Source organism: Pseudomonas salicis, assembly GCF_057128705.1.
On record NZ_JBSKHU010000004.1, the window covers coordinates 411,550 to 429,248 of the forward strand.

17 protein-coding genes are annotated in these 17,699 nt (G+C 58.9%); 6 read left to right on the plus strand and 11 right to left on the minus strand.

Annotated features, from left to right (window positions below):
• Positions 1-3 precede the first annotated feature (3 nt).
• The 3 genes from ACWKWE_RS16665 to pyrC all read right to left on the minus strand — a co-directional run bounded on the left by ACWKWE_RS16665 (position 4) and on the right by pyrC (position 2,137).
• Positions 4-222 carry a bacterioferritin-associated ferredoxin gene (locus tag ACWKWE_RS16665; protein WP_166593464.1) on the minus strand — a complete coding sequence of 73 codons (219 nt, stop codon included), beginning with the start codon at positions 220-222 and terminating at the stop codon, positions 4-6.
• A gap of 194 nt (positions 223-416) precedes the next feature.
• Complete coding sequence (gene rnt / locus ACWKWE_RS16670; protein ID WP_166593463.1) at positions 417-1,094, minus strand: ribonuclease T; 678 nt, start codon at positions 1,092-1,094, stop codon at positions 417-419.
• Complete coding sequence (pyrC, locus tag ACWKWE_RS16675; RefSeq protein WP_483851143.1) at positions 1,091-2,137, minus strand: dihydroorotase; 1,047 nt, start codon at positions 2,135-2,137, stop codon at positions 1,091-1,093. Before pyrC ends, rnt begins: the two co-directional genes overlap by 4 nt.
• A 146-nt stretch (positions 2,138-2,283) precedes the next feature.
• Here pyrC and ACWKWE_RS16680 point away from each other — a divergent pair, with 146 nt between their 5' ends.
• Both ACWKWE_RS16680 and ACWKWE_RS16685 read left to right on the plus strand, forming a co-directional pair.
• A complete protein-coding gene (locus ACWKWE_RS16680; RefSeq protein WP_483851144.1) occupies positions 2,284-3,261 on the plus strand; it encodes a flagellar protein MotY in 978 nt (325 codons plus the stop codon).
• A 120-nt stretch (positions 3,262-3,381) separates the two neighbouring features.
• Positions 3,382-4,599, plus strand: a complete 1,218-nt coding sequence (locus ACWKWE_RS16685) for an argininosuccinate synthase (RefSeq protein ID WP_166593460.1) — start codon at positions 3,382-3,384, stop codon at positions 4,597-4,599.
• Positions 4,600-4,791: 192 nt separating this feature from the next.
• Here the strand turns inward: ACWKWE_RS16685 and ACWKWE_RS16690 are convergent, their stop codons facing one another.
• Positions 4,792-5,346 carry a hypothetical protein gene (locus ACWKWE_RS16690; RefSeq protein WP_341959554.1) on the minus strand — a complete coding sequence of 185 codons (555 nt, stop codon included), beginning with the start codon at positions 5,344-5,346 and terminating at the stop codon, positions 4,792-4,794.
• A 1,175-nt stretch (positions 5,347-6,521) separates the two neighbouring features.
• Between ACWKWE_RS16690 and ACWKWE_RS16695 the strand changes: the two genes are divergently transcribed.
• Positions 6,522-7,148, plus strand: coding sequence for a response regulator transcription factor (locus ACWKWE_RS16695; RefSeq protein WP_166593458.1), 627 nt, complete (start codon positions 6,522-6,524; stop codon positions 7,146-7,148).
• A 122-nt stretch (positions 7,149-7,270) separates the two neighbouring features.
• Here the strand turns inward: ACWKWE_RS16695 and ACWKWE_RS16700 are convergent, their stop codons facing one another.
• The 4 genes from ACWKWE_RS16700 to metG all read right to left on the minus strand — a co-directional run bounded on the left by ACWKWE_RS16700 (position 7,271) and on the right by metG (position 11,399).
• The gene (locus tag ACWKWE_RS16700) at positions 7,271-7,453 is read right to left on the minus strand and encodes a PA3496 family putative envelope integrity protein (RefSeq protein ID WP_166593457.1); all 183 of its coding nucleotides are present in this window, start codon (positions 7,451-7,453) and stop codon (positions 7,271-7,273) included.
• Between the two features lie 105 nt (positions 7,454-7,558).
• Complete coding sequence (gene nth, locus ACWKWE_RS16705; protein WP_166593456.1) at positions 7,559-8,197, minus strand: endonuclease III; 639 nt, start codon at positions 8,195-8,197, stop codon at positions 7,559-7,561.
• Positions 8,198-8,265: 68 nt separating this feature from the next.
• Positions 8,266-9,303 (minus strand): electron transport complex subunit RsxB, encoded by a 1,038-nt coding sequence (gene rsxB, locus ACWKWE_RS16710; protein WP_483851145.1) that lies wholly within the window; start codon positions 9,301-9,303, stop codon positions 8,266-8,268.
• A 47-nt stretch (positions 9,304-9,350) separates the two neighbouring features.
• Positions 9,351-11,399, minus strand: a complete 2,049-nt coding sequence (gene metG / locus ACWKWE_RS16715) for a methionine--tRNA ligase (RefSeq protein ID WP_166593454.1) — start codon at positions 11,397-11,399, stop codon at positions 9,351-9,353.
• A gap of 181 nt (positions 11,400-11,580) precedes the next feature.
• Here metG and apbC point away from each other — a divergent pair, with 181 nt between their 5' ends.
• Positions 11,581-12,675, plus strand: coding sequence for an iron-sulfur cluster carrier protein ApbC (gene apbC / locus ACWKWE_RS16720; protein WP_483851146.1), 1,095 nt, complete (start codon positions 11,581-11,583; stop codon positions 12,673-12,675).
• Between the two features lie 192 nt (positions 12,676-12,867).
• On the opposite strand, the gene ACWKWE_RS16725 is transcribed toward apbC, so the two are convergent.
• A complete protein-coding gene (locus ACWKWE_RS16725) occupies positions 12,868-13,077 on the minus strand; it encodes a cold-shock protein (protein WP_002554837.1) in 210 nt (69 codons plus the stop codon).
• Positions 13,078-13,387: 310 nt separating this feature from the next.
• Here ACWKWE_RS16725 and dcd point away from each other — a divergent pair, with 310 nt between their 5' ends.
• Entirely contained in the window at positions 13,388-13,954 is a 567-nt protein-coding gene (gene dcd, locus ACWKWE_RS16730; protein ID WP_017126297.1) for a dCTP deaminase, read from the plus strand.
• A gap of 110 nt (positions 13,955-14,064) precedes the next feature.
• The gene (locus ACWKWE_RS16735) at positions 14,065-14,286 is read left to right on the plus strand and encodes a hypothetical protein (protein ID WP_166593452.1); all 222 of its coding nucleotides are present in this window, start codon (positions 14,065-14,067) and stop codon (positions 14,284-14,286) included.
• Between the two features lie 62 nt (positions 14,287-14,348).
• On the opposite strand, the gene pdeM is transcribed toward ACWKWE_RS16735, so the two are convergent.
• Positions 14,349-15,008, minus strand: coding sequence for a ligase-associated DNA damage response endonuclease PdeM (pdeM, locus tag ACWKWE_RS16740; RefSeq protein WP_483851147.1), 660 nt, complete (start codon positions 15,006-15,008; stop codon positions 14,349-14,351).
• Positions 15,005-17,494 carry a ligase-associated DNA damage response DEXH box helicase gene (locus tag ACWKWE_RS16745; protein ID WP_483851148.1) on the minus strand — a complete coding sequence of 830 codons (2,490 nt, stop codon included), beginning with the start codon at positions 17,492-17,494 and terminating at the stop codon, positions 15,005-15,007. Before ACWKWE_RS16745 ends, pdeM begins: the two co-directional genes overlap by 4 nt.
• Positions 17,495-17,699 lie beyond the last annotated feature (205 nt).

Consider the following 17,699-nt stretch of genomic DNA (forward strand, 5'->3'; position numbering starts at 1 on the left):
GAATCACGCAGCAGAAAATTCCGCGGGATAGGCAAGAGCGGCTTGTGACGTTTGCAGTTCTGTCAGGGTTTCACGCACCACTTCCTTCGCCAGGCAGGCACATTTCCCACATTTGCTGGCGACACCCAGGGTCTCGCGCACTTCACGGTAACTGCAGCATCCTTCCATGATTGCTTCGCGGATCTGTCCGTCGGTAACACCTTGGCAAAGGCAGACATACATAAATAAAAGACCGTCGTTGAGTTATTTGCTCATGTGCGACGGATACTAATGTTAATGAGAATGCTTGTCAAAACTACTTCCTGAACATCTGCTGAAGGCCGATGAATGGTCAAATGACAACTGTCTTGACATGGAGGGTTGAGCCCAAAAAAAACCGGCCACGCGGGCCGGTCTTTACGCACGAGAAGGAGATATCAATCGTCGAAGTCGTGCCAGCCGCCCATTTCTTTCCAGCGGTTGACGATGCCGCAGAACAGCTCAGCCGTTTTCTCGGTGTCGTAACGAGCCGAGTGGGCTTCGCGACCGTCGAAGTCGATGTCCGCCGATTGACAGGCCTTGGCCAGCACGGTCTGGCCGTATGCCAAGCCCGCGAGCGTCGCCGTGTCGAAACTGGAGAAGGGGTGAAACGGGTTGCGCTTCATGTCCAGTCGCGCAACGGCGGCATTCAGAAAGCCCAGATCGAAGCTGGCGTTATGGCCGACCAGAATCGCCCGCTTGCAGCCATTGGCTTTCAGCGCCTTGCGTACGCCACGGAAGATGTCATTCAGCGCGGTTTCTTCACTCACAGCCATGCGCAGCGGGTGATCAAGCTTGATACCGGTGAACTCCAGCGCCGCGGCTTCGATGTTGGCGCCCTCGAACGGCTCGACGCGGAAGAAGTAGGTGTGCTCCGGGAACACGAAACCCTTTTCGTCCATGCCGATGGTGGTCGCGGCAATTTCCAGCAACGCATCGGTGGCCGAATTGAAGCCACCGGTTTCTACGTCGACGACGACCGGCAGGTAGCCACGAAAGCGTGCTGCCATCGGATGCCTGGAGCCTGTACCGCCGCCAGAACCTTCCTGTTCGTCGTCGTAATGGTCTTCACTCACGCGTGTTCCTCCAGCAAGCGCCAGCGCAGTTTTTCACCGGCGCGCAGCGGGATGACCGACAGCTCGCCAAACGGCAGGCTGGCAGGGGCGGTCCATTCTTCGCGGACCAGAGTAATGGTGTCGGTGTTGGCGGGCAGGCCGTAGAACGCCGGGCCGTTGAGGCTGGCGAACCCTTCGAGCTTGTCCAGCGCGTTGCGTTGTTCGAACGCTTCGGCGTACAGCTCGATCGCAGCGTACGCCGTGTAGCAGCCAGCACAACCGCAGGCGGCCTCTTTGGCATGCTGCGCGTGCGGCGCCGAGTCGGTGCCCAGGAAGAATTTTTTGCTGCCGCTGGTGGCGGCGTCCAGCAGCGCGACCTGGTGGGTGTTGCGCTTGAGGATCGGCAGGCAATAGAAGTGCGGACGAATCCCGCCCACCAGCATGTGATTGCGGTTGTACAGCAAATGGTGCGCGGTGATGGTTGCGCCGACGTTGGCCGAAGCCTCGTTGACGAACTGCACGGCATCGCCGGTGGTGATGTGTTCGAACACGACTTTCAGCGTCGGGAAACGCTCGACCACACGACGCATGTGCTCGTCGATAAAGATTTTCTCGCGGTCGAACACGTCGATGTCGCCACGGGTCACTTCGCCGTGGATTAACAGCGGCATGCCGACTTCGGCCATCGCTTCGAGGACCGGGAAAATCTTGTCGACGCTGGTCACGCCCGAATCGGAGTTGGTGGTGGCGCCAGCCGGGTACAGCTTGGCGGCATAGACGAAGCCACTGGCCTTGGCGGCGCGGATGTCTTCGGGCTGCGTCACGTCGGTGAGGTACAGCACCATCAGCGGCTCGAAGCGGCTGCCTTGCGGACGGGCAGCGAGGATGCGCTGGCGATAGGCATCGGCTTGCTCCGCGTTGCGTACCGGCGGCACGAGGTTCGGCATGATGATGGCGCGGCCAAAGGTGCGCGCAACGTCAGCGACGGTGTGGGGCAAAACAGCGCCATCACGAAGATGGATATGCCAGTCGTCGGGGCGCAGGAGGGTCAGGCGGTCGGACATTGGGGGATTCCAGGCGGGCAAACTCGCTGGGAATGCTACCGGAAAAGACTCATCCAGGCACTCGCTATCAAGTTTTGTAGGAAGTAACCGATAGACACGTGTAAGCGATAAATTGTTACGCGGTGAATTTTTTAGTGGAGCCTCCCGTGCGCCAGCGATATCTAGCCCTGCTCAGCGTGTTTGCCAGCCTGCCGGCCGTGGCTCTCACTTTCCAGACGCGTCTGGAGAATATCGAGTGGAAGGTAGAGGGCGACCAATTCGAGTGTCGTCTGACTCAACCGATCACCGACTTCGGTGCGGGCGAGTTCGTGCGTCGTGCGGGTGAGCAGTCGACTTTCCGACTGAAGGCTAACGGTTACAGCCTGGCCTCAGGGTCTGCGACGCTGATCGCAGCGGCAGCACCTTGGCAGCCGGGAAGGGGAGATCTCAACCTCGGGGCGGTCAAGGTCAGTAACGGCAATATTCCGTTCAACACCAGCCAGGCGCAGGCCGGCCGATTGATCGCAGGGTTGATGGAAGGCCGCAGTCCGGTCATTCGTCATGCGCTGCGCGACGGTGGCGGTGCGATGGAAGTCCGTCTCCTGCCAGTGAAATTCAGCCAGGCGTACAGCGACTTTCAGCTGTGCACCGCGAAACTGCTACCCATGAACTTCGAGCAGGTCCGTCAGGCGGAGATCGGCTTTCCCGGTGGGGGAATCGACCTCGATGCCCAGGCCAAGCGTCGCCTCGACACCGTGCTGGCCTATATGAAGGCTGATCCGACGGTCAATCGGGTGGAGCTGGACGGGCACTCCGATAACAGCGGCAACCGTCTGACCAACCGCGACCTGTCGCGGCGTCGTGCGCTGGCGGTCATGGATTACCTCAAGGCCCAAGGCGTGCCGGAAGAGCAGATCACCCTGCGTTTCCACGGCGAGCAGTACCCGCTGGTGCCCAACACCAACAACGCCAACCGCGCCCGCAACCGTCGGGTAAACATTCACCTTGATCGCGTCGCCGAGCAAAAACCGGCCGTTGCGCCGACGGCAGCCCCAGCGCCAATCACCCCGCCGCCTCCCGTCCCGGCCCCGGCAGCGACACCCGCCCCCACGGCCGCCGCTGGAAACAACGCGCCGAAGGTGTAAACGGGTCGTGTGTTCGACAGATTCTGTCGCTTCGTCGTCAGAAGCTGTCGCGACACTGTAAATCCACGTGTTTGAACGGTAGAATCAGCGGTTTTCCGTACAACGCGTTGGAGTGATGGCATGGCGGACGTTAACAAGGTAGTTCTCGCGTATTCCGGTGGCCTGGATACTTCGGTGATCCTGAAGTGGCTGCAAGATACGTACAACTGCGAAGTGGTAACTTTTACCGCTGACCTGGGTCAGGGCGAAGAAGTCGAGCCAGCACGCGCCAAGGCGCAAGCCATGGGCGTCAAAGAAATCTACATCGACGACCTGCGCGAAGAATTCGTGCGTGATTTCGTGTTCCCGATGTTCCGCGCCAATACCGTCTACGAAGGCGAGTACCTGCTGGGTACCTCCATCGCGCGTCCGCTGATCGCCAAGCGCCTGATCGAAATCGCCAACGAAACCGGTGCCGACGCCATTTCCCACGGCGCGACCGGCAAGGGTAACGACCAGGTGCGTTTCGAGCTGGGCGCCTATGCACTGAAGCCAGGCGTGAAGGTCATCGCTCCGTGGCGCGAGTGGGACCTGCTGTCCCGCGAGAAGCTGATGGACTACGCCGAGAAGCACGCGATCCCGATCGAGCGTCATGGCAAGAAGAAATCCCCGTACTCCATGGACGCCAACCTGCTGCACATCTCCTATGAAGGCGGCGTGCTGGAAGACACCTGGACCGAGCACGAAGAAGACATGTGGCGCTGGACCGTTTCACCTGAAAACGCTCCGGACAAGGCGCAGTACCTGGAGCTGACCTACCGCAACGGCGACATCGTTGCGCTGGACGGCGTCGAAATGACCCCGGCCACCGTTCTGGCGACCCTGAACAAAATCGGCGGCGAGCACGGCATCGGTCGTCTGGACATCGTCGAGAACCGTTACGTCGGCATGAAGTCCCGTGGCTGCTACGAAACCCCGGGCGGCACCATCATGCTCAAGGCTCACCGCGCCATTGAGTCGATCACCCTGGACCGCGAAGTCGCCCACCTCAAAGACGAGCTGATGCCGAAATACGCCAGCCTGATCTACACCGGTTACTGGTGGAGCCCTGAGCGTCTGATGCTGCAACAGATGATCGACGCTTCCCAGGCTCACGTGAACGGTGTCGTTCGCCTGAAACTGTACAAAGGTAATGTGATCGTCACGGGCCGCAAGTCCGACGATTCGCTGTTCGATGCCAACATCGCGACCTTCGAAGAAGACGGCGGTGCGTACAACCAGGCCGACGCGGCGGGCTTCATCAAGCTCAATGCGTTGCGCATGCGTATTGCCGCGAACAAGAACCGCAAGCTGTTCTGATCGCGTCGTGGTCTTCAGGCGCAGCTCCATTCGGGGCTGCGCCGTTCAGAGCCCCAGTCAGCCTACCTTGCTGCGGTCTCGTCCTTTAGCCTCCTGCGTCTCATGTTTCCGAGCCGAGTATCAGTGGCGCGCGAAAGCACTCATTCGCCGGCCTTCGGTGGACATGGGTGGCAACGCGACAAGTCGTCGAGTTCATGATTCCGGTGCCTCGGTGAGCGGAGGAGAAGGGGCGTCGATAATGGGGGCGTTTTTAAATTCGAACCGATAGGCCTTACCCATATTCCAGACATCTCTCACACTCAGGTCCAACAGCTGAGCGATCTCAGGCACGGTGTAGCCAAGGGTTGAAAAGTGCATGGCGTGACCGGCGATCGTGTCATCGATTGGCGGCATTTCTCCCCCGCGAGGGATGCGCGACCCCCTGACGGGACGGCTGTAACGAATCTTTAAACCGTGTTCGTTCGCCAGACGCTTGATCTCCTTGCGGTTCATGCGCAGCGTGTATTGAAGCGCCGATACCCCCGCGCCTTTGGCGACCAGCCCTTTGAGTTGCTCCACCTTTGAGGCCAGTTGCGCTTGTAGGTCGGCGTCGGTGCCTTTTTTATCGGCCTCCAGAGCCGTTTCACCTGATTCTCCTTCTGGCACGACGTCGATGGTTCCGCCTTGGGCCATATAGGCTTCGATGGCTTCCGCCAATTTAAGTGGAGGAAGGTTAGTTGCTGGAGAAACTCCTGTTTTCTTAGTCATGGTTAATGCCTTTGAACGTGTTGATATATACGGCGCCACGTCGGGGCCCGCGTCCTTGATCAACTGAGTTTCAAGCCGGGCACGCCGGATGCAATTCAGCCGGGCGCAGCTCGCGCGTGGGTGCCAGGCGAGGAAGTAAGTAGATGGCGGCGAGAAGTGCCCAGTAATTAATGGGGGCGCGCAGTTGTATTTATTGGCTGAAACTTAAAGGCTGGCTGAAGAAAAAAGTAACCATTGGTTGGGGCTTTGGCAAGTAAAAAATACAAAATCTACTATTTGTTTCTGTAATTACTTTGAGGTCTTACATGGGCGGCATTACAGTCTTCTAGTGCTGTAGTATTTTTCTGGTTTGTCGGAAGTTGGCTGGATTTATAAGTCGATATGGTATTACGTGAAAGGCGGAAGAACTCTGGTCGGCATATACCCTCAAAATGATCGCCGCAATACTGTCATTTGAGGGCTCTCCTCGTTGTCATTTGAAGGTGTTGAGGAACGTTCCTGTCGGATTGCAGAGAGGCTGCTAACCTTTCTGCTAGACGGGGCTGGTGCTTCAGACGTTGCTGATATCCGCGTAGGATATTTCGCTAAATATTTATATATAGGAAACTATATATTTGAACGTATATTTTAAAACCCTATCTTGTTTGTTGAATCAGTTGTAATTAGCAATGTTTTATGATTGATACGTTATGGTATGTCTGAAGGTTCGGGATATTCTGAAGATCAGTCACGCTGTTCGTCATGCGCTGACGGGAGCGTAACAAATCGTATGTACGGGATTGGCATTTTCGGTGCGTGGAGGGTAGGAGGCATATCCTGCGAGCGAATTTTTGCCCGAGCAGCGCGCTCGACACGCTTGTCAGGATGTTGCGTCGAGACGGATAGCGCGACCCGATTCACGGTAAAGGCATCGATGCGTTGTAATGATTGGTTGCAGCACTTGCGCCAGCACGTATTCACATTCTTGGACTGGGCGATGCATGATCGGTAGGCCAAAGTTGACGAAGTATCCACAAGTGAAACCGGATGAGGCGGGTTTTGTAGGACTTTTCTGTTGCTTGAGTAGGAAAGGTCTTTGCCTGCTAGTCCATAGGGAGGAGCGCCATGCAAAGCACTAAACGACTAAGCTATTGTGCGTGCTCTGAAAATTCGAACAGCAAAAGAATGGACTGCACATGAATAAAGTGTTGATCGTAGATGATCACCCGGTCATTCGGCTTGCCGTACGCATGCTGATGGAGCGGCACGGGTATGAGGTCATCGCGGAAACGGACAACGGGGTAGACGCGCTGCAACTGGCCCGTGAGCATCTGCCCGATATCGTCATTCTGGACATTGGTATTCCCAAGCTGGATGGGTTGGAGGTCATTGCCCGGCTCACAGCCATGACGCTGCCCTTCAAAGTGCTGATCCTGACCTCTCAGTCACCGGGGCACTTTTCGATGCGGTGCATGCAGGCAGGGGCCGCTGGCTACGTTTGCAAGCAGCAGGACTTGACCGAGCTGCTGAGCGCTATCAAGGCGGTATTGTCGGGTTACAGCTATTTCCCTAACCAGGCGCTGCACACCGTTCGATCCAGCCTGGGCAACGCCAGTGAAGCTGAGATGGTTGATCGGCTGTCAGGGCGGGAAATGATGGTGTTGCAGCAACTCGCGAGGGGCAGGACGAACAAGGAAATCGCGGACGGTATGTTTCTGAGCAACAAGACTGTCAGCACCTACAAGACGCGTCTTTTGTTAAAGCTCAACGCTCATTCACTGGTCGATCTGATTGAGCTCGCGCAGCGTAACGGGCTTGTCTAGCGGCGGCAGGGGCCCCGGGACCGCCAAGCCTTATCGAGAGAGCACAGTTTGTTTCAATTGAGAATTCCTGCCGAACGGCTGAAGCCTCTCACGTCATGGAGAGGCTTTGAACGGAAGGCTGATCAGAGATCGAAATCGTAGTCTGCCAGCTGTTTTTGCAGTCGACGCTCTTCCAGCAGGTTGTCGATAGTGCGGCGCTTGCTGAGATTGGTCTTTGCAGTTTCTACCGGTACTTGCGCGGCTTCGTCGGAGTCTCCGGGCACGAAGTCGTCGTCTACGTCCAACTGCTCTTTGTCATCGCTCATAAAGTTGACTCCAGCTGAGACTGTCTTTGGCGGACCTTATAGCGACAAACATCGAGCGGGTAAAAAAGATTTTTTCAATCGATTGAAGAACAAAAACGCTATCGCTCAATCGTCGGAGGTTTTTGCCTTGTATTCGCACAGGTCCTCGATCCGACAACTGCCGCAGCGAGGCTTGCGCGCCACACACACGTATCGGCCGTGAAGGATCAGCCAGTGATGGGCGTCCAGCAGATAGTCCTTTGGCACAAACTTCATGAGCTTATGCTCGACCTCAACGACATTCTTTCCGGGCGCAACGCCTGTCCGGTTGCTCACTCGGAAAATATGCGTATCAACCGCCATCGCCAACTGCCTGAAAGCCGTATTGAGCACCACATTGGCCGTCTTGCGGCCCACGCCAGGCAGGGCTTCCAACGCTTCACGCGTCTGCGGCACCTCGCCGCCATGAAGCTCGACCAGCATGCGGCAGGTCTCGACCACGTTCTTTGCCTTGCTGTTATAGAGCCCGATGGTTTTGATGTAGTCCGAAAGGCCCTCAACCCCTAGCGCGTAAATGGCTTGAGGGGTGTTGGCGACCGGGTAGAGGCGCGCTGTGGCCTTATTGACGCTGACATCAGTCGCTTGCGCCGAAAGAATGACTGCAATGAGCAACTCAAAGGGAGAGCTGTAGGACAACTCCGTTTTAGGATCAGGATTGTCCTCGTGAAGACGGCGAAAGATTTCCAGACGTTTTGCTGCATTCATGAAGTGCGCGTTCCCTGGGTACGATCAGATCAAGTGGTGCGGAATGCCCGACTGTGGCGACAGGACGTTTAAGACCCGTCCAGAACGTTCAGTGCCTGCAGCGCCTGAGCAACCTCAGCGCTCAACACGGCAATCTCTTCAGCAGGCAGACCGGCGGCTTGAGCCCTGCTCAAGGCTGCCCGGCGCATGGCCAGCTGGATTTTGGCGCGATTCAGCGCTGCATTGTCGGGTTTGCCGGCAGGTTTTTCCTCAGCCGATGGCGTGGCTGAAGGGCCTGGAGTCAGCGGTGCAGCCTGTTGAGTCCCGACCAGCGCCTGTTCAGCCTCTTCAAACTCTCTCTGCAACTCCACCAGCCGCGCAGCCTGCTCCGCGATGGGTGGGTGGCCAAAGGCTTTTAGCGACTTATTCAACTGAGCACGGCTCATGGCGAGATTGACGCGTGCTTGTTTCAGCGCGGCATCGTGGTCGGCAGCCTTTTGTGTCCTCAGCCGCGCCAATGCCGCCTGGACAGGATCGGCGTTGGCCGGGGCAAGGCTTTCCGGCTTGCGTTGGCGTGCAAGACGTTCAGCCTGACGCTGCTGCTCTTCACGTTGCAGGCGTGTGTTGCGGGCTTCGAATCGCTGACGGGCGTGGCCGCGTTTGGACGCCCGAGCCAATCGCTGGGCTTCATCGAACGCCAGGCCGCCCACAATGGCCACGACAGCGGGGGATGGCAGCGGCAGCATGTCGATGCAATCGACCGGGCAAGGGGCGACGCACAGGTCGCAACCGGTGCATTCGTCGATGATCACGGTGTGCATCAGTTTGGCGGCGCCGACGATGGCGTCTACCGGGCAGGCCTGAATGCACTTGGTGCAACCAATGCATTCGGCTTCACGGATGAAGGCGACCTGAGGGAGAGCGCTGCCCCGTTCGGTATCGAGTGGAATGACGGGCACATTAAGGAGGCGCGACAACGCCTCGATGCTTTCATCGCCGCCAGGCGGGCATTTGTTGATGGCTTCGCCGTTAGCAATCCCTTCGGCATAGGGCTTGCAAGCAGGGTGGCCGCATTTGCCGCACTGGGTTTGCGGCAGCAAGGCGTCAATCCGCTGAATCAGGTTCATGCTTTGACTCGACCGACGCTCTGGCAGGGCGTCGATCACGTTCACGGTTACTTGATGCGCTGGCCCGGCTTGGCGCCGCTGTCAGGGCTCAACAGGTAGATCTCTTCACCGCCAGGACCGGCCGCCATCACCATGCCCTCAGAAATGCCAAAACGCATTTTCCGAGGCTTGAGGTTGGCGATCATCATGGTCAGGCGGCCCTCCAGCTCGGCCGGGTTCGGGTAGGCGCTTTTGATTCCGGAGAACACATTGCGCTTCTCGTCACCGATGTCGAGCGTCAAGCGCAGCAGCTTGTCCGCCCCTTCGACGTGTTCAGCCTTCTCGATCAAGGCCACGCGCAGGTCGATGGCCGCGAAGGCATCAAAGTCGATTTCCGGCGACAGCGGGTCTTTGCTCAGTTCGCCATTGCCCTGCGGCACGGCGCCCGTGTCGGTGGCGCTGGCGGTCAGGTCTTCTTTAGAGGCGTTGGTCATGGCTTCCACCTTGGCCGGGTCTATGCGGGTCATCAGGGCTTGGAACGGGTTCAACTGATGAGTGCTGAGCAGGGTCAAATGGTCGTTCCATGTCAGCGGCGCGACGTTGAGGAACTGTTCGGCATCGGCGGCCAGATTCGGTAGCACCGGCTTGAGGAAAATCACCAGTTGGCGGAACAGGTTGATGCCCAACGCGCAGATGGCCTGGACTTCGTCCTGTTTGCCGTCCTGCTTGGCCAGCGACCACGGGGCCTTGTCGGCGATCCAGGCGTTGGCGCGATCAGCCAGGGCCATGATTTCACGCATGGCACGGGCGAAATCACGCGCTTCGTAGGCTTCTGCGATGCTCGGCGCGGCCGCCAGGAACGCGTCGGTCAGCTCTGGCGCGGCATTGCCCGCCACCAGCACACCCGCGTTGCCTTTATGAATGAAACCGGCGCAACGGCTGGCGATGTTCACGACCTTGCCGATCAGGTCGGAGTTGACCTTCTGCACGAAGTCTTCGAGGTTCAGGTCCAGGTCGTCGACGCCACGGCCCAGCTTGGCTGCGTAGTAATAACGCAGGTATTCCGGCGACAGGTGCTCAAGGTACGTGCGCGCCTTGATGAAGGTGCCTCGGGACTTGGACATTTTCTGGCCGTTGACGGTCAGGTAGCCGTGGACGTTGATGCCGCTTGGTTTACGGAAGCCCGAGCCTTCCAGCATCGCGGGCCAGAACAGCGCGTGGAAATTGACAATGTCCTTGCCGATGAAGTGATACAGCTCGGTGGTCGAGTCTTTGTTCCAGAACGCGTCGAAATCAAGGTCCGGCGTACGGTCGCACAGGTTCTTGAAGCTGGCCATGTAGCCGATGGGCGCGTCCAGCCAGACGTAGAAGTACTTGCCCGGCTCGTCCGGAATCTCGAAACCGAAATACGGGGCGTCGCGGGAGATGTCCCACTGTTGCAGGCCTGAATCCAGCCATTCGGCGATCTTGTTCGCGACCGCGTCTTGCAGAGTGCCGCTGCGGGTCCAGCTCTTCAGCATGGCGTCGAAAGCGGGCAGGTCGAAGAAGAAGTGCTTGGAGTCCTTGAGCACCGGGGTTGCGCCGGAAATCGCCGATTTCGGGTCTTTCAGGTCGGTCGGTGCGTAGGTGGCGCCGCATTTTTCGCAGTTATCGCCGTACTGATCTTCGGTGCCGCATTTCGGGCAGGTGCCCTTGATGAAGCGGTCGGCCAGGAACATTTTCTTTTCCGGGTCGAAATACTGGGTCACGGAACGCGTGGCGATGTGCCCGGCGTCGCGCAGACGGGTGTAGATCAGGCTCGACAGCTCACGGTTTTCTTCGGCGTGGGTCGAGTGGAAATTGTCGAAGTCCACCAGGAAGTCGGCAAAGTCGGCGCTGTGTTCGGCCTGGACGTTGGCGATGAGTTGTTCCGGGGTGATGCCTTCTTTTTCTGCGCGGAGCATGATCGCCGAGCCATGGGCATCGTCTGCGCACACATAGATGCACTGATTGCCGCGGTGCTTCTGGAAACGCACCCACATGTCGGTCTGGATGTATTCGAGCATGTGGCCAAGGTGAATGGAACCGTTGGCATAGGGCAGGGCGCTGGTGACGAGGATCTTGCGTGGCTCGGACATGGGGCTCGGCTACTTGAAGTGAAACGAAGATCGGCCACTATAAAGGTCTGAACGTTTTTTTTCATCCCGCACAGCGTGTCGGAATTCGCCCCGCCACGTGAAAGTAAAAGCCACCCCCTCTGATCCGACAGACGCGGTAGGATAGCCGCCTGTTTTACTCAGTCTTTTTCGGGAGTGACCCATGAGCGCTGTGAATCGCGCAACGGTGGAAGCCGTCCTTCGCCAGTACACCGATCCTTATTTGAACCAAGACCCGGTCAGCGCCGGTTGCGTGCGAGCCATCGACATCGAGGGTGATCGCGTCAGCGTGCAGCTGGAGCTGGGCTACGCCGCCGCGCTGTTCAAGAACGGTTGGGCGCAGATGCTACAAATGGCCATTGAGAGCCTGGAAGGCGTTTCGTCCGCCAACGTCCGGATCGATACTCTGATCACTGCGCACAAGGCGCAAGGGCAAATTCCGGGCCTGGCCAACGTCAAGAACATCGTCGCCGTCGCTTCGGGCAAGGGCGGGGTGGGCAAATCCACCACGGCCGCCAACCTGGCGCTGGCGCTGTCCCGCGAGGGCGCGCGGGTGGGGATTCTCGATGCCGACATCTACGGCCCGAGCCAAGGCGTGATGTTTGGCATTCCCGAGGGCACGCGGCCGAAGGTCAAAGACCAGAAATGGTTCGTGCCGGTCGAGGCCCATGGCATCGAAGTGATGTCGATGGCGTTCCTGACCGACGACAACACGCCGATGGTCTGGCGAGGTCCGATGGTCTCCGGGGCGCTGTTGCAGCTCATCACCCAGACAGCGTGGAATGACCTGGATTACTTGGTCATCGACATGCCGCCGGGCACGGGCGATATCCAGTTGACCCTGGCGCAAAAGGTCCCGGTTGCGGGCGCCGTCATCGTCACCACTCCTCAGGATCTGGCATTGCTGGATGCGAAAAAGGGCGTGGAAATGTTCCGCAAGGTGAACATTCCAGTGCTGGGCGTCGTCGAGAACATGGCGGTGCACATCTGCTCGAATTGCGGCCATGCCGAGCACTTGTTCGGTGAAGGCGGTGGCGAAAAGCTGGCGTCGCAATACGACGTAGAGTTGCTGGCATCGTTGCCGTTGTCGATGCTGATTCGCGAACAGGCGGACGGCGGCAAGCCGACAGCGATTGCCGAACCGGAAAGCCAGATTGCCATGGTCTATCAGGAACTGGCGCGTCACGTAGGGGCGCGCATTGTGTTGCAGGAAGCTGCGTCGCCTGCGATGCCGAACATTTCCGTCAGCGACGATTGATTGCAGGTGGCGTGCTGAACCCTGTGGGAGCGAATTCATTCGCGAGACGTTGGTACAGACGACAGGAATGCGTCGGATGCACTGACCTATCGCGAATAAATTCGCTCCCACAGTTTTTTGCGGAGCTGTTATTGGCAGGCATAAAAAAACCCCGCCTTGAGAGCAGGGTTTTTTGAAGCGATTCAGTACAAGTTAGATAACTTGAACTTCTTCAGCTTGCATGCCTTTCTGACCGCGGGTAGCGATGAAAGAAACCTGTTGGCCTTCTTTCAGGCTTTTGAAGCCGTCGGATTGGATAGCTTTGAAGTGTACGAACAGGTCGTCACCGGATTGTGGAGTGATGAAGCCGAAGCCTTTTTCATCGTTGAACCACTTAACGGTACCGGTTTGGCGATTGGACATGGTGTATCTCCTTGGACAAAGTTAACTGCGACTCAGGAAGAGCCCTGGCCGAGACTGAGTGCAAAGAGCAGGAAAATTCATGGAGATGGTTGGATCGAAATTCAACATCGTGTAGAGATTCTCAGTGACACAAGCAACACAGTGGCGCCACCTTAACCCTTTTTCCAGAGTGTGCCAATGGTTGGTCGACGTTTATTTCGGAGGATGACCGACGGTTTGCACCCCTCGCCGCGCGCAATCTTTGAACCCTGCGCCCCAGCCCGGTAAGATGCCGGACATCTTTTTTCACCTCGCTATTCAGGACACCGCCATGAGCATCAAATCGGACAAGTGGATTCGCCGCATGGCGCAAGAGCACGGCATGATCGAGCCCTTCGTCGAACGCCAGATGCGCGGCGAGGGCGCCGACCGTCTGATCTCCTTCGGCGTCTCCAGCTACGGCTACGACGTGCGTTGCGCCGACGAATTCAAGGTGTTCACCAACATCAACTCGGCGACCGTCGATCCGAAGAATTTCGATGAAAAAAGTTTTGTCGACATCAAGAGCGACGTCTGCATCATCCCGCCGAACTCCTTCGCACTGGCGCGCACTGTCGAATACTTCCGCATTCCACGCAACGTGCTGACCATCTGCCTGGGGAAAAGCACCTACGCTCGCTGCGGCATCATCGTCAACGTGACGCCGCTGGAGCCGGAATGGGAAGGCCACGTGACTCTGGAGTTCTCCAACACCACCACGCTGCCAGCCAAGATCTACGCGAACGAAGGCGTCGCACAGATGCTGTTCCTCGAATCTGACGAAGAATGCGAAGTCTCGTACAAGGACCGCGGCGGCAAGTACCAGGGGCAGCGCGGTGTCACTTTGCCACGCACCTGATTTTCGCCGTTGGTCATCTCGAAACTGAATTAGTCTCGAAAACTGCACTCTACTGACTGAACCGTTCCCATCCGCACCAGGCGGATGGGGCCAACGCTCAGGAGTGCCCTATGAAGAGACAAATCAAGACCAGCACCAAGGAATCCGACCCGGGACAGAATCAAGTCGGGCTGCTGGCATGGTCGCTGTTAGCGCATCCTCATCTGAACAACATGGTTGCCGGGGGCATTCCCGGTCAGCCGAACCCTGATACCCCCAACGAATTTCCTCAGCCGGAAGAGCCAGGATCGCCTACTGAACCTGATCAGCCGCCGCCTGCCCCCGTCGCATAACGAAGCCTCCTGCCGGTGCTCCGGTACCGGCAGGACCTGCTTCAAACTTCCAGTCCGACGCGTTATTCAGACACTTCCCACACTGCGCCGTCTCCGACGACATAAACCCTGCTGCCCTCTGCTCTCTCGATATTCATCCCGCCGGTAAACGCACCGAACGCAGGCAGCAGGCTGACGTGTGGCTGAACGTAAAAGCAGGGCAGCCGCAGCCGTTGTCGTCCCCGTCCGAAAAGCCTGTAGGCAGGATGCACGTGGCCTGCGAGCACATGGTGCGAGGGGTGCGGGTCGGGTTCATGCTGCAGCGAAAACCGGCCCAGCAACAGGGGCTCGGGTACGACGTTGATCGCCAGCGTGGGAGGAGGGTCGCCCGCCCGTTTGTCATGGTTACCCCGGATCAATGTGATGGCCAGTCCCTCGTGCCGCTCGCGCCATGCGTGTATCGCCGAGAGAGTCCCTGCCGCGTGGGATTCCGGGGCGTGCAAGAAATCGCCGAGAAAAATCAGGTGGTCGCAGTCGTACCCCGCCAGCAAGGCATCGAGCCGTTGGAGGTTGTCGTCAGTCGTGCCATGGGGAACAGGCTGCCCGAGCCGGCGATAGGCAGCGGCCTTGCCGAAATGCGCGTCGGCAATCAGCAGCGCACGTTCGGCGGGGTAGTACACGGCTTTATCCGCCAACAGCCACAGCTCAGCATCGGCCAGTTGAATCGATAAATAGGGTCTCAAACGGTTACCTCAGGTCCTGCGGCTTTTTCCAGGTCCTGCACCATGCGCGCGATGCGATCGGACAGCTTTTCAGAGCTCAGGCTTTCCCGCATGCGCTCCACCAGCAACGGAAACGCCATGGGCGTCGGGCGCTTGATCACATGCAGGTCCAGCGTTTTGCCATTGATGCGGCGGAGCGTGTGTTCCAGTCGGCTCACGTCCAATTCCTGACGCAACACTTCTTCCTGGGCTTGGGTCAGCAGCAGATTACCGGCGTCGTACTGCTTGAACACTTCGAAGAACAATCCGCTGGAGGCCTGCAGCTGACGATTGCTTTTGGGGGCGCCGGGGTAACCAGAAAACACCAACCCGGCGATTCGGGCGATCTCTCTGAAACGGCGAAGGGCCAGTTCGCCCGCGTTCAGGCTGGCTATGATGTCCGCCAGCAGATTGTCCTCGCTGAACAGCCCGCCGCTCATGCGTTGCGACCAATCCACCTCTGTTGCGCTCAGCAGCTCGAAGCCGTAGTCGTTGACGGCGATGGAGAAGGTCAACGGCGTGTCGCGACTCAGCCGCCACGCCAGCAGGCTCGCCAGCCCCAGGTGCACATGGCGCCCCGCGAATGGGTACAGAAACAGGTGCCACCCTTCGCGAGACTTCAAGACTTCTGCCAGCAGGGTGTCCTTTCGAGGCAGGGCTGACCATTCCCGCTGCACTTCCAGCAAGGGGCTGACGGTGTGCATTTCCGGGCTGTCGTAATGGTGATGAGCGGCGGCGTCGAATTTGTCGACCACCGCGTCCGCCAATTCGCTGGAGAGTGGCATCCGTCCGCCATTCCAGCGTGGGACGGCGGCTTTTTTGCTCGTCGCCCGTTTCACATAGGCGGTCATGTTTTCCACGCGCACCAGTTCCAGCAAGCGGCCGCTGAAGAGAAAGCCGTCGCCCGGTTTCAGGCGGGCGATGAATCCCTCTTCGACACTGCCCAGCGAGCCGCCCCCGCCACCTTTGCTCCAATACTTCACGTTGATGCTGGCGTCGCTGACGATGGTGCCGACGCTCATGCGGTGACGCCGGGCCAGACGCGCATCCGGCACACGCCAGACCCCGTGTTCGTCGGGCTCGACGCGTCGGTAATCCGGGTAGGCCGTCAATGACAGGCCGCCATGCCGGATAAAGGCTAACGCCCATTCCCATTCCGCTTGCGTGAGGTCGCGGTAGGCCCATGCGGTGCGGACTTCGGCCAGCAGTTCGTCAGGCATAAACCCGCCGCCGAGCGCCATGCTCACCAAATGCTGTACGAGCACGTCCAGCGGTTTGTGGGGGGATTCCCTGGGTTCGATCAGGCGCGCATTCACAGCGTCGCGGGCGGCGGCCGCTTCCACCAGCTCCAGACTGTGTGTCGGCACGAGCGTCACGCGGGAAGGTCGACCGGGGGCATGGCCTGAACGTCCGGCGCGTTGCATCAGGCGTGCGACGCCTTTGGCCGAGCCGATCTGCAACACCCGCTCCACGGGCAGAAAGTCCACCCCCAAATCGAGGCTGGAGGTGCAGACCACGGCTTTGAGATGCCCTTCCTTCAGCGCGCGTTCAACCCAGTCACGCACCTCGCGGGACAGCGAGCCATGGTGCAGCGCGATCAGTCCGGCCCAGTCCGGACGGGCTTCCAGGAGCGCCTGATACCAGATTTCCGACTGCGCCCGGGTGTTGGTGAACAGCAGGCAACTGGTGCTGCTGTCCACCTCGGCCAGCACTTGGGGCAGCATCTTCAGCCCCATGTGCCCGGCCCATGGGAAACGTTCGATGCCCTGGGGAATGAGGGTGTCGATGATCAGCTCTTTAACCACTTTGCCTTGGACGGTCGTGCCGTTGTCGCCGATCAAGACCTGCTGTGCGTGGGTCTGGTTGCCCAGCGTCGCGGAAAGCCCCCACACGATCAGGGCCGGATTCCATCGACGCAGTCGGGCGATCGCCAATTGCAGTTGCACGCCGCGTTTGTTGCCGATCAGTTCGTGCCACTCATCGACGACGATCATTTTCAGCGTCGAGAACGTCGCCTCCGCGTCAGCGCGGGTCAGCAGCAGGGTGAGGCTTTCAGGCGTCGTGATCAGCGCGGTCGGCAGGCGTCGTCCCTGTTTGGCCCGCTGGCTGCTGCTGGTGTCGCCGGTGCGCAAGCCGACGCTCCAGGGAATTTGCAGGTCCGTCAGCGGTGCTTCGAGTGCGCGAGCCGTGTCAGCGGCCAGGGCGCGCATGGGGGTGATCCACAGGACCGTCAACGGCGTCGGCGGCGCTTTGCGTTTGCGCGGTTTTTCCGCGTTTTCTGTAGGAATTCTGGCAAAGCGGTTGAGGGCGCCGAACCATACCGAGTAGGTCTTGCCCGCGCCAGTGCTGGCGTGCAGCAACCCAGACTCTCCCCGGGCGACTGCTGCCCAGACTTCTTTCTGGAAGGGGAAGGGTTTCCAGCCACGTGTGTCGAACCAGCGCTGGGCAAAATTCACGGTCTTGGGCATGCGCGGGCTCTGATGGGGTTTAAGTCAGAGACCGTTGGGGGAGGGGATTAGTTTGGTGGCATTAACGATATCCCCAATCTGTAGGAGCTCGGCTTGTCCCGCGATCTGCCGCGAAGCGGTAGCAAACTCAACGAACACGGCCTCGCAGGCATACCGTGTTGGCAGTATTTGCGACGGGTTCCCCGCCGATCGCGGGACAAGCCAC